The organism is Bacteroidota bacterium (assembly GCA_034723125.1).
GTDB lineage: Bacteria > Bacteroidota > Bacteroidia > CAILMK01 > JAAYUY01 > JAYEOP01.
This window is the reverse complement of the sequence record JAYEOP010000283.1, coordinates 1-12,234: the sequence shown is the minus strand read 5'-3', so window position 1 is coordinate 12,234 and position 12,234 is coordinate 1. Positions and strand designations below refer to the sequence as shown.

Sequence of the window (12,234 nt, the reverse complement as noted above, 5' to 3'; positions counted from 1 at the left end):
ATTTTATACAAATTGCGTTACGCATAATGCGAATTTATTTGCTGTATTTTACGCAAACTGCGTTACGCATAATGCGAAATATACAAAATATTTTCCATGTATCCTACAATTATTAACTCAAGTTTCGCATAATAATTCTGTGTGCTAACATATACTTCGACTGGTCATAATGAGCTTTGGCACCATGTTTAACATATTGATTATTATTCTTTTCCACGGTATAGCAAAACGCTATTTATGACCGCTCAGCATATATTTATTATCTGACTGTTATATTATGTGTCTTTTCTTAGTGAAACTTTGTGCCTTGGTGTCTTTGTGGCAAGATATTGATAATTAGCCACGAAGGCTCTAAGACACTAAGAATCACAAAGTATGAAACAATTCATTATGGAATTATTATACTATTGATTTTCTTTATGTTATCACAACTCGACATTTAATAAGTTTCCGAATGTCAATTCTTTATATTCAAATGCGAAACTTGAGTTATTAAAAATGAAAAATTACTGAATACAAATTACGAATTATGAGTGCTGTTTGTTAAAATAGCATATAACTCACACAAATCAACATAGAATCAATTACAATTGCCAAATTTATTTTAAATTTGAATAAAAATGAAACTGCTCATATTTTGAAAGAAATAGAAAAAAACATTGGAAATATTGACCCTTTAGAATTTTTTGGGATAAATGATAAAAATCTTGACTTGATAAAAAAGTTTGAAAAGGAAATAAAAATAACTGCAAGAGGGAACATTATCAAAATTTCAGGTAATGAAAAAGAAGTAGATTTGTTTGAAAAAAAATTAGATCAACTTATTGATTATGCTGATAAGCATCAAATAATTAATGAAAAAGTAATAAAGGAAGTGATGACAGAAAATTCACCCGAATTTAGAGTTGAAGATAGTAGTGATAATTTTATTTTGTATGGCAGAGATAAAAAAATTATAAAAGCAAGAACTGAAACTCAGTATAAGCTTATAAAAGAAATTATTAAAAATGATATTGTTTTTGCAGTTGGTCCGGCCGGTACAGGGAAAACTTATACCGCAGTAGCATTAGCAGTTAAGGCATTGAAAAACAAAACGGTAAAAAGAATTATTTTAACACGTCCTGCTGTTGAAGCAGGTGAAAATTTAGGATTTCTCCCCGGTGATTTGAGAGAAAAAGTTGATCCTTATCTTCGTCCTTTGTATGATGCATTGGATGATATGCTGTCCGAAGAGAAAGTAAAAACATACATTGAACGCAGGATTATTGAAATTGCTCCTTTGGCTTTTATGAGAGGAAGAACTTTGGATGATGCTTTTGTTATTCTTGATGAAGCACAAAATTGTTCGCAAATGCAATTGAAAATGTTTCTTACGAGAATGGGACCTACGGCAAAATTTGTTGTAACAGGCGATTTAACTCAAATTGATTTACCTAAATCTCAAAAATCAGGTTTACTTCATGCTATTCAATTATTGAAAAATGTTAAGAGGATTAGTGTATTAGAGTTTGATATTAAAGATGTTACAAGACATAAAATAGTAAAAGATATTATTAACGCATATTCAAAAGAAAAAGAAAAATGAAATACGAAGCAATCAAAGAAACAAGTTTTAAATTTAAAAAACAGCAAGGATTTAAAAAAGGAAAGGTAAGAGATATTTATGAATTTGAAAATAATTTACTTGCTTTTATTGTCTCCGACAGAATTTCTGCATTTGATATAGTTCTCCCAAAACCAATACCTTACAAAGGTGAAGTTTTAAATCTTATAGCAGCGAAATTCATGGACATGACAAAAGATATTGTTCCAAATTGGTTGATTGATGTTCCTGACCCTGCCGTTTCAATTGGAAAAAAATGCAAGCCTTTCCCCATTGAAATGGTAATAAGAGGATATCTTGTTGGTCATGCATGGCGTGAATATAAAGCAGGAAAAAGGAGCCTTTGTGGTGAAAGCATGAAAGAAGGAATGGTAGAAAATCAAAAATTTGACAAAGCGATAATTACTCCTACTACCAAGGAGGATGTTGGACATGATGAAGATATTTCAAGGGAAGAAATAATTTCACAAGGATTAGTTTCGGAAGAACACTACAATAAACTTGAGAAATATACTTATGAACTTTTTGAAAGAGGAAGTGAGTATGCTGAAAAACAAGGGCTTATCCTTGTTGATACCAAATACGAATTTGGCTTATTGGGTGATGAGATAATTTTAATTGACGAAGTTCATACTCCTGATTCTTCAAGATATTTTTATTTGAATGATTATGAGGAAAATTTCAAAAAAGGACTAAGGCAAAAACAACTGTCTAAAGAATTTATTCGTGAATGGTTGATGGAGCAAGGCTTTCAGGGCAAAGAAGGAGATGTGTTGCCGGAAATGAATGACGAAATTGTTGAGCAAGTGATGAATAGATATATTGAATTGTACGAAATTGTTACAGGAGAAAAATTTGATTATTCAGAAAGAACAGACCTTAATAATCGAATTGAGAACAATGTAAATTCAGCGATTGGACAATTGCTATAATTTTTTTCCGTTTTAATCTAAATTTTAAAACAAAAAATACACATTAAAAACATCAACTTTTTGTAGAAAATTCCATGATTTTTATAATAAATTAAAAGAAATAATAAATGAAGAAATTTTTGTTAATACTTTTTGTGATTGCTTCAATAAATAGTTTTGCTCAAAATCCTTGGGATGGTATTTTTGAGAAATATTATAAAACGGTTTTTTCAATTCGTACAATTGATGCAGATGGAAATGATAAAATTCAAGGTGTTGGCTTTTTTATCGATTACAAAGGTCTGGCTTTCAGTTGTGCTCATATTTTGGAAAAAGAAGGGGAGAAAATTATTGTAACTCACGATAACAGGCGATATCCAATAAAGGAAATAATAGCTAAAAATGAAAAAACTGATATTGTAAAATTTTTAATTGAAAATAAGGACAAAGATTCTTTAAGTCATTTAAAAATTGCAAATCATGCACCTTACGAAAATGATGAAGCTTTTTCAATTGGTATTTTTAATAATGATAGTATGACTTTTGACTATGGCTATGTGTCAACAGTGAGAATGTTTAAGGATGTAGGCGAGGGTATTTTATTAACCTTGCCAATTTTTGAAAATAATAACGGAGGACCTTTGTTAAATTCAAATGGAAGATTGGTTGGCATTCTTTCTTTGCCATTGGCAAAAAAATTTGAAATGAATTTTGCACTTAGTTTAGAGAATTTTGAAAAATTAAAAGCAGTTGAAAAAGAAAATGAAATTGATTCTTCTCAAATTAAACTCACTCATCAGGAGCTTGTTGAAAAATATGGTAAATATTACGATAGCCTGAAAAATTCAGAGATAAGATTTCAATCCCTTGGAGATTCGATAATTGACGGTTGGAATATGTTTGTTCGTATGGATGCTCTAACGGATTTTATTCCGCACTTTAAAGATGTTTTGGAAATACCCGGCTCTTATGATTTTCCTTTTGATTCATTTGGTTTTATTAAAATTTTGAATTCTCCCGATAATAAATTCAGAATATTTAACTGGACTTTGAAATTTGATAATGAGGAGTATCGCTATTATGGTGCTATTCAGTTCAATAATTTGGATAGCCTTGAACTAGTACCTTTGTTTGATGGTAAAAAGCATATTGAATTTGGAATGGAAGAAGATACTTTCTTATCAAATGAAAATTGGTATGGTGTTCAGTATTTTGATATGAAATATGTAAAAACAAGAAAAACAGAATATTATATTTTGCTTGGTTGGGATGGGAATAATAGTTTGAGTGATAAAAAAGTAATTGAAATATTAACTTTTAATGATAAGATGCCTGTTTTTGGTGCTCCTGTTTTTAAAGTTGAAGGCGAAACAAAGTACCGACAAATATTTGAATACAATGATGAAGCTTTAATGGTTCTTAACTTCAATGAAGAAAGAGATATGATTATTTTTGATAATTTAATTCCAAAAGATAAAAAAGATAAAGGCAGGGAATGGTTATATGTTCCCGATGGAACTTATAATGGCTTTCAAATTAAAAAAGGAAAACTTATTTTTAAGGAAATGGTATTATCAAAATAACTGTTTTTTGTTAACAAGCTGTTTGCCTAAATGAAGAAATGGCAGAATGAGTAAATGTAAGGATGCTAAGATGTTATTATTGAACAATCTCTTTTTTGAATAATAACAAATCCTAAAGAATTTTAGTAGCAGTTGTTGGTTTAGGAACTTTCACAACCAAAACTCTTACATCATTTTCTGAATAATTATAAATGCAATGAGGAATATCTTTAGGACTTTCAACTAAGCAATCTTTTTTTACAATTTCTTTTTCTTTGCCTATCACTATTGTCGGTTCTCCTTCAAGAATATAGAAAAATACATTTACAGGAGTAATATGTGGTTTTAAACTTTCTCCTGATTTTAGTGTGATATGCACTGCTTGTGCTTCATCCATATCATATAATAATCTTGCATCAGTGTTATGCGGATTTTTTTTCTTTTCTGTTATTTCAACTTTTTTTATTTTCATCTTTTTTAATTTTAAATCCAATCTTCTTGTAAAATATTTCCTTCTATTCCTACAACTATCAATTTAACTGGCACTTTACGATTCGCTTTTTCAATAGCAGTTTTTACTAATTGCAACAATCCTCCACAACAAGGTACTTGCATAATCATGGTCGTTATTGTATTTACTTTAGCGTTATCAATTAAGTGAATCAATTTTTGCAAATAACTATCTTGTTCACTATCAAGTTTAGGGCAAGCAATAATAAGTTGTTTTCCTTTTAAATAATCCTGATGGAAATTACCAATTGAAAAAGCTACACAATCAGCAGCGAGTAATAAATCAGTATTTTTAAAATATGCAGCAACAGGGTTGATGAGATGAAATTGAACAGGCCATTGTTTTAATTCGGATTTTAAACTACCTGTACTAAAATCTAATTTTAAGTCGCTATTGATACTTACAGGGGCTGAACCCGGGCAACCACCACTTTCACAAGAAGATTTTTTTTCTGTATGAATAGCAGTAATAGTTTCACTTAAATCAAAATCTAAGTTCTGTTCATTTGCTTTTAAATAATTTATTCCTTCTTTCATTAATTCAAGTTCTTGATGTTCTTTTAAGTGAACTAAATGTGCAATTACAGTATTCTTTCCTTTCTTTATCATGTCAACCATTACTTTTGTTTCGTTATAGGCTTCGGCTTCTCGTTGCTCTATTGTTATTGCTCCTAAAGGACAATGACCAATACAAGCACCTAATCCGTCACACATCAAATCGCTTACTAACCTTGCTTTTTCATCAATAATTTGCAAAGCTCCTTCATGACAATTGGGAATACAATCTCCACATCCGTTACATAATTCTTCATCTATTTTTACAATATCTCGTTTCATTCCTAAACTTATTTTTCGGAACAAAAATACTTAACTGAAAAACCAAAATATGTAACAAATGTTACAAATTTGTTTATTTTTGTCAAAAAAAATTATGTATCAAATATTGCTTAAATGTCTTTTATTCAATGGTCTGAATTCTTCAGAGATTGAAGAACTTTTAGAATCTTTTACATACAGAAAAAGAAAATTTGTAAAAAATGAATTGATAGCAACATCAGGAAATATAGTGAAAGGAATAAATATTTTGATAGCTGGAGATGTTAGGGGAGAAATGGTTGATTTTGGAGGAAAAATAATTAAAATTGAAGATATGCAAACGCCAAAAGTATTGGCACCTGCTTTTTTGTTTGGTAAAAATAATGTTTATCCTGTTGATATTATTGCAAATTGTAATGTTGAAATTTTATTTATTCACAAAGATTCATTTTTGAAAATTTTACAACTTAACAAAGCTGTACTTATGAACTATTTGAATATAATTTCCAATCAATCACAATTTTTATCAACAAAAATTAAATTCTTATCATTTCATAGCATTAAAGGAAAGTTTGCTCATTACATAATTAATTTGAGTAATCAAAGCAATGAAAAAGAGATTTTTCTACCATTATCACAATCAAAGCTTGCAAGTTTGTTTGGTGTAACAAGACCTTCACTCAGCAGGGTGATAAGGGAGTTAAATGACACAAAAATAATTTCAGCAAAGGGAAAGAAATTAAAAATACTTGATGAAACTGCATTAATTGAGTTTCTTTCTTGACAACTTGGTATTAGATAAAATTATTTTTTCTTTTCATCCACACTTAACAGCACACCGCTAATAAATCCCATACCCATTGTTAAATAAGGATTGGAAGTTATTGGACATGAACCGCTTCTACATCCAACCAATTTGTAATATAGGAATCCGATTAAAGTGCCAACTAAGGCAGATAGGACAACTTTGAGAGGTATAAGATTGAAAATTTTGTAATTCAAAGTAGCTTTTATCTTGATAGTAGTTTCTTTCATTTTTCTTTAAAGATGCTTGTTTATTGCGTTGAGTAATGACTGTTTGTCTTTTAATCCAACAAATCGTTCTACAACTTCACCATCTTTAAAAATTAAAATTGTTGGGATATTTCTTATGCCATATTGTTGTGCTATCATTCCTGCTTGGTCAACATCAAGTTTTCCTATTGTTGCTTTATTACCTATTTCTACTGCTACTTCTTCAACAATAGGTGCTTGCATAAGGCAAGGACGACACCATGTAGCCCAAAAATCAACGAGTGTTACTCCCGAAGATATTGTTGTGCTAAAATTACTACTTGTCATAATTTTAACAGCTTTTTTATTTCCTTTTTTATTGGAATCTTTTTGGGGTTGTGCTGCTACTGTATTTCCGGGTACATTATTTATAGATTGTTCTTTAATGTAATTTTTAGCAGCTTCTTTTTTGTCGCTATTATTGTTGCAAGATGATGTAAGGAAATTACTTGCAATGAGGATAAGTGTGATAAAATAAATTTTTGTAATCATAATTTTGTTTTTTTGCAAATTAAACATTTAAATATTCGGATGTCGTTATATGACAAATTGCATACCAAATTTTATGGGAGGTTTTTACAATATCAATTCTCAATTAAAATGTCTTTTTTGTCAGTTTTCATTTTTCTGTATTTATTTCGTGCATTCACAACAAATACACTTCCCGGATAATCGAGAATAATTTTTTCATAAATTTTAAATGCTTCTTCATTGTTATTTAAAAATTGCTCATAAATAATTGCAGTTTTGTACAGTGCATCATCAGCAAGGATGTCATCGGGATAATTTTTATAAACATTTTGGAAATTCTCAATTGCTTTTTCAAAATGTTTTTGTTTAAGCTGAATTCTTCCTTTTAAGAATAATGCATCATCGCTAAGTGAATGCTGGGGGAATTTTAAAAAAATGGAATCAATAGTAGTTGTGGCACTATTAAAATTATTTTTGAATAAATAAAAATCTGCTCTTGCATACATTTTTAGTGCATGATCTGTTGAGTCAAGTCCGAGATTATCTTGAATAAGCATTGATAATTGCAAAGCATCGTTTGCAATAAGCTCGGAGGTTGAAGCTTTTAAAATATCAAGCTGGTCATTAGCCCATTCAAAATCGCCCATAAAAAAAGAAAGCTTTGCACTGCGAAATTTAGCAATATGTCCCAATGGATGGTCTCGGAACATTTTGTCAACTTGCTTGTAAAGTAAAGTTGCTTCCCACACATCGCCATCAAGAACATAGTAGTCGCCAAGTGATAATTTTATTTGTGCTTTTGTTTCTTTACTTATTTGACGAACATTAAGGTATTTTGATAAAAAATTTATAGCTCCTGGTACATTATTCAAATAAACTGCTTTTATTTCTCCGAGTCGTAGAATAACTTTTTCAGTAAGTCTAATGTATTTGTAAAATTCATAATTAATATATTCCGAATATTCTTTTTCAATTTTTCTTATTGATTCAATATCAGGATTGGGATTGTTTTTAAGTTGCAAATATTGAATGTCAATTAATCCGAATTTTGCATGATAAAAATATGGGGTCTTTTGTCCTTTACTAATAATATAGTTATAAATTTCTTCTGCCACAGAGTATGCTTTGTTCAAAATGCAGGTTTCTGATAGTTTTATAAGTCCGCGATTGTTGTTGTTATATCTTTTGTCTAATGCTTTTTGCTGACGAAAAGCGGCTTTAAAATCCTTTTTTTGAATAAAAAGCCAGCTAAGTAAATCAACATAAGTTGACGGGTAATTTTTTGATTGAACTTCTTTTATTACTATTGTTTTTACTTTTTTGTAAGTTGCTGTTGCTTGAATCTTATCTTGTAAAAGGTCTTGTATAGCTTCTAGTTTTTTTGGCGTATTATCAAGAATCTGCAAATATTCAAATGTCATATTTTCTATTTCTCCGTTAAGGGAATACAAAGTAGCAAGCGTAAATCCAAATGCTGTTTTGTCTCTGAGAATTTTTCGTCCTTTTTGATATGTTTTTATTGCCAAATCAATTTTTTTCCGTTTATAAAAAGCATTTGCAACATGGCGAATAATAACTTCATCAGCAGTTAAATCATTGAGAACATCCTTATAAATATTTTTTGCTTTTTTATCGTTATCAGTCAATTCATAAAGATATCCTAAATCCACTATGTATTCGGTTTTATCAGGATATTTACGATTTAACTTTTTGAGTAAAGATTTAGCTTCTTTGAATTCTTTGAGATTTAAAAGACAACTGAAATAATAATTATAAATGTATAGTGATGACTGATCTTTTTCAAAAAGTTCTTCAAAAATAACGATTGCTTTTTCGTATTCTTCATTCTGAAAATACTGAATTGCAAGTTGTTCGTCAGTAGTGTTTTGAGAAAAAACTGCTGTAAAAAAGATGCTGAAAAATGTTATTGTCAGTAATATTTTTTTCATAAATGAGTCCACTCTATAAAGTTACAAAAGAGAAATTGCCACGAAGACAGTAAGGCACAAAGATACACAAAGAGCATACAATTAATGTGCTGATTTTTGTAAATTCCTTAATAAGGTTAATCTAAATTTTTTCAGGTCAAGCCTGAAAAAAACCGCTTTGCGTAAACTTCATTATTCATAATTCCTTGTTCGATATTCGATATTCAAAAAATGAATATTGAAGTGGCAACATAGAACTCCAACAACAATACGGACTGAAAGTAGCAATATAAATAGTGCCTCTTAGAAAACTATTCATTTTAAAAATAACAAATCTCAAACATCAAAAAACAAATAATTCTCAATAACCAATTATCTAATATTCAAACATTTTGAAAAATTGGAATTTTATTATTTGGTGTTTATTTGTCATTTGAAATTTGTTATTTGGTGTTTTCTTAGAAAGACTAAATATCGTTAACATCTTAGCATTAGTTGTTTTTTAAGAGCCTAAAGAAAAAGTTTCAAGGATGACTTCTAGTCGTTTTACAAAATTTCGCTTTTGAGTTCCTGCGGCATAAATAAATGCTTCAATAAAAATGATTCTGTTATTCTTTTTATCAGGAATAATGTAATTGATAAAAGGACCACCCATCCAGTCATTTTCCATTTGCCAGATTCCTTTTAATTCAAAGGCTTCAAGATTATTTAATTTGTTTTTTTGAAAATAATAATCGTAATGAATTGTGTCAATTGACATATAAGAATCTTTGTTTTTACTTGTTACAATTTTACTGACTTTTGATTTAAGTTTGAAAATTTCCTTTTCCGATTCAAGTAATTTCTTATCGTAATCAACAGAATAAATAATTATATTGTTGTTTGATTTTTCTGATTCGCTACGCATCCAAGCTAAGCTGTTTAGATTGTATTTTTCAAGAATTGTATCTCTGTTGCCGGGGAACGCTTCAAGTACAAAAAAGTAATTTTTTGGAACTAAAAATTTAAAATTATGATTTTCACTAAGTCTTTTAGTAAATTTTGAATGCTCGTTTTTTTTGTAAATAAGATTTCTTAATTTTATTTTGGAAGTTTTATCAAAAGAATTAAAAATTTCTACTTTTCTTTTTTGCAATTCAGAAATTAAAGCTTCTTCTGTGTTTCCCGAAACACTGATTACTTTTTGTGGTTCACTCCAAACATTCTTGATTTTGATAAAGTTTATATTTTCCTTTGTAGTGATGTTCCCAATAAGATTTTGCATTTGTTTGTCCTTTGGTAATACTGAAAGCAATAGTACATTAATGTTTTTTCTAAAATTTGCATTAAAATTATTAACATCAATAAAAGTGAGAGAGAACATTTGCTCAGGCTGGGGTAATGCAGGAATTATCTGACTAATTGATTCTGATATTTTTATTTTTAATTCAGGATTTGAAGTGAGGTTTTCTCCTACCACAAATAGTTCATAAATTCCTCCTATGGATGTTGGGATATTTTCTAATTGCTTTTCTTGATTTTTTTTGTCTTTAGAATCTTTGTGATTACATGAAGAAATGCTGAAAATAAAAATAATCGAAAATATTATAACTAAGTATCTCATGTGCTTGTTATTTAATTAGTTAAGTATTGCTGTCATGTCTTAAAATTTATTGTTTTTTTTGCAACTGCAAATTTAAGGATTTTAAAATTTGTTTTAAACAATAGCTGTTGCTAAAGCAAAAATAAGCCCGAAAAAGAAACGAATTATATTGGTAGCTTTTAACGCAACTTGCTATTAATTGCTTTTAGCGTTGCAAACAAGTTTCAAAAAAATGATAACTTTGCTACTCATTAAATAATTATGATAAACGCAAATCAAACTGATACAATAGCTGCAATTGCAACAGCTCCGGGGAAAGGAGCTCTTGGAATAATTAGAGTTTCGGGAACAAAAGCCTTTGAAATTGTTAATTCTATTTTTACAGGAAAAGACCTTAAAAAAGTTGCTACTCAAACAATACATTATGGATTTATAAAAGATAAAGAAACTGTTGTTGATGAAGTTTTAGTAAGTGTTTTTAAAAATCCGGGTTCTTACACCGGTGAAGATTTAATTGAAATTTCTTGTCATGGCTCTTTGTTCATTCTTAATGAAATGATGAATTTGCTTTTAAAAAAAGGAGCAAAGCAGGCAAGTGCGGGTGAGTTTACCTTACGTGCATTTCTAAATAAAAAACTTGATCTTTCTCAAGCTGAAGCTGTGGTTGATGTTATTGATTCAGAAACAAAAGCATCTCATAAAATTGCGATAAATCAAATGAGGGGTGGCTTTTCGGAAAGGATAAAACTTCTTAGAACAAAACTTCTTGACCTTTCTACATTGTTTGAACTGGAACTGGATTTTGCAGAGGAGGATGTTGAGTTTGCAACAAATGAGCAACTTAGTAATATTTTGATTGAAATAAAAAAAGAAGTTGCTGTAATGGTAGATTCTTTTAAGCTTGGGAATGTTTTGAAACAAGGAGTTTCTGTGGTTATTGCCGGCAGACCAAATGCAGGGAAATCTACTTTGTTGAATTCATTGCTTGAAGATGAGAGAGCAATAACTTCTCATATTCCAGGAACAACCAGAGATTTTATTGAGGATGTAATAAATATTGATGGAATACTTTTTAGATTTGTTGATACAGCAGGGCTTACTCAATCGGAAAATGAAATTGAAAAAATTGGTATAGCAAGAACTCTTGAAAAAATTAATAAAGCTGATATAATTATTTATCTTTTTGATGTAACAGAATTATCATCCGAAGATGTAAAAGAAGATATAAAACAGTTGCAGCTAAAATCCAAGTTTGTAATTGTTGCCAACAAATTTGATAAAATTAACAAAGAAAAAATAGGGGAGATAAAGAAGAAATATAAAAGCATTGATAAAGATGTAGTATTTATTTCTTCAAAATTTCAAAAAAATATTACAGAATTAAAAAAGACTCTTATAAAAAAACTTGATGTTGAAAAATACGAAGGTGATTTTTCGGTTGTTACCAACACAAGACATTACAAAATACTCATAGATATTTTAAAGTCAATAAAAGATATTGACACCGCTATTGAAAATTCTGTTTCTAAAGATTTTATCTCAATTGATATTAGAAGTATTCTTCAACAAATGGGAGAAATTACTGGAGAAATTACCAATGATGAAATTCTCGGTAATATTTTTGGGAGGTTTTGTATTGGGAAGTAATACTAAACCGCCATCAAGATACTGAAAATAAAACATTTCTTTTCGCCCTGTTTTTATTCAAAAAATTATTCCGTAGCATGGCTATGCAAGAATTTTGTGAAGAAAAACAAAACAAAAATAATTTATTTTCTTAATCAGCATCTTAATAGCG

11 protein-coding genes are annotated in these 12,234 nt (G+C 29.3%); 5 read left to right on the top strand and 6 right to left on the bottom strand.

The features are described from left to right. Positions 1-610: 610 nt before the first annotated feature. The 3 genes from U9R42_07760 (at position 611) to U9R42_07750 (ending at position 4,097) form a co-directional block, all read left to right on the top strand. Positions 611-1,585, top strand: coding sequence for a PhoH family protein (locus U9R42_07760; GenBank protein MEA3495914.1), 975 nt, complete (start codon positions 611-613; stop codon positions 1,583-1,585). Next, the gene (locus U9R42_07755) at positions 1,582-2,535 is read left to right on the top strand and encodes a phosphoribosylaminoimidazolesuccinocarboxamide synthase (protein ID MEA3495913.1); all 954 of its coding nucleotides are present in this window, start codon (positions 1,582-1,584) and stop codon (positions 2,533-2,535) included. Before U9R42_07760 ends, U9R42_07755 begins: the two co-directional genes overlap by 4 nt. 107 nt (positions 2,536-2,642) lie before the next feature. Beyond that, the gene (locus U9R42_07750) at positions 2,643-4,097 is read left to right on the top strand and encodes a serine protease (protein MEA3495912.1); all 1,455 of its coding nucleotides are present in this window, start codon (positions 2,643-2,645) and stop codon (positions 4,095-4,097) included. Positions 4,098-4,209: 112 nt separating this feature from the next. Here U9R42_07750 and U9R42_07745 read toward each other — a convergent pair whose 3' ends face one another. Together U9R42_07745 and U9R42_07740 are read right to left on the bottom strand one after the other, a co-directional pair. Then, the gene (locus U9R42_07745; protein MEA3495911.1) at positions 4,210-4,548 is read right to left on the bottom strand and encodes a cupin domain-containing protein; all 339 of its coding nucleotides are present in this window, start codon (positions 4,546-4,548) and stop codon (positions 4,210-4,212) included. A gap of 11 nt (positions 4,549-4,559) precedes the next feature. Continuing rightward, on the bottom strand, positions 4,560-5,423 hold the full coding sequence (locus tag U9R42_07740; protein ID MEA3495910.1) for a 4Fe-4S ferredoxin: 864 nt from the start codon (positions 5,421-5,423) through the stop codon (positions 4,560-4,562). Positions 5,424-5,517: 94 nt separating this feature from the next. Between U9R42_07740 and U9R42_07735 the strand changes: the two genes are divergently transcribed. Continuing rightward, on the top strand, positions 5,518-6,186 hold the full coding sequence (locus U9R42_07735) for a Crp/Fnr family transcriptional regulator (protein ID MEA3495909.1): 669 nt from the start codon (positions 5,518-5,520) through the stop codon (positions 6,184-6,186). A 20-nt stretch (positions 6,187-6,206) separates the two neighbouring features. On the opposite strand, the gene U9R42_07730 is transcribed toward U9R42_07735, so the two are convergent. The 4 genes from U9R42_07730 to U9R42_07715 form a co-directional block, all read right to left on the bottom strand. After that, on the bottom strand, positions 6,207-6,437 hold the full coding sequence (locus U9R42_07730) for a hypothetical protein (protein MEA3495908.1): 231 nt from the start codon (positions 6,435-6,437) through the stop codon (positions 6,207-6,209). A 6-nt stretch (positions 6,438-6,443) separates the two neighbouring features. Then, entirely contained in the window at positions 6,444-6,743 is a 300-nt protein-coding gene (gene trxA, locus U9R42_07725) for a thioredoxin (protein ID MEA3495907.1), read from the bottom strand. 296 nt (positions 6,744-7,039) lie between these two features. Next, the gene (locus tag U9R42_07720; protein MEA3495906.1) at positions 7,040-8,875 is read right to left on the bottom strand and encodes a tetratricopeptide repeat protein; all 1,836 of its coding nucleotides are present in this window, start codon (positions 8,873-8,875) and stop codon (positions 7,040-7,042) included. A gap of 481 nt (positions 8,876-9,356) precedes the next feature. Next, complete coding sequence (locus tag U9R42_07715) at positions 9,357-10,457, bottom strand: DUF4837 family protein (protein MEA3495905.1); 1,101 nt, start codon at positions 10,455-10,457, stop codon at positions 9,357-9,359. Between the two features lie 240 nt (positions 10,458-10,697). On the opposite strand from U9R42_07715, the gene mnmE reads away from it, so the two are divergent. Next, positions 10,698-12,083, top strand: coding sequence for a tRNA uridine-5-carboxymethylaminomethyl(34) synthesis GTPase MnmE (mnmE, locus tag U9R42_07710; GenBank protein ID MEA3495904.1), 1,386 nt, complete (start codon positions 10,698-10,700; stop codon positions 12,081-12,083). Positions 12,084-12,234 lie beyond the last annotated feature (151 nt).

Coding starts and splice junctions, on each gene's coding strand:
- U9R42_07720 (MEA3495906.1), bottom strand. CDS start 8,875: ATGAAAAAAATATTACTGACAATAACATTTTTCAGCATCTTTTTTACA.
- U9R42_07745 (MEA3495911.1), bottom strand. CDS start 4,548: ATGAAAATAAAAAAAGTTGAAATAACAGAAAAGAAAAAAAATCCGCAT.
- U9R42_07740 (MEA3495910.1), bottom strand. CDS start 5,423: ATGAAACGAGATATTGTAAAAATAGATGAAGAATTATGTAACGGATGT.
- U9R42_07730 (MEA3495908.1), bottom strand. CDS start 6,437: ATGAAAGAAACTACTATCAAGATAAAAGCTACTTTGAATTACAAAATT.
- U9R42_07755 (MEA3495913.1), top strand. CDS start 1,582: ATGAAATACGAAGCAATCAAAGAAACAAGTTTTAAATTTAAAAAACAG.
- trxA (MEA3495907.1), bottom strand. CDS start 6,743: ATGACAAGTAGTAATTTTAGCACAACAATATCTTCGGGAGTAACACTC.
- U9R42_07750 (MEA3495912.1), top strand. CDS start 2,643: ATGAAGAAATTTTTGTTAATACTTTTTGTGATTGCTTCAATAAATAGT.
- mnmE (MEA3495904.1), top strand. CDS start 10,698: ATGATAAACGCAAATCAAACTGATACAATAGCTGCAATTGCAACAGCT.
- U9R42_07715 (MEA3495905.1), bottom strand. CDS start 10,457: ATGAGATACTTAGTTATAATATTTTCGATTATTTTTATTTTCAGCATT.
- U9R42_07735 (MEA3495909.1), top strand. CDS start 5,518: ATGTATCAAATATTGCTTAAATGTCTTTTATTCAATGGTCTGAATTCT.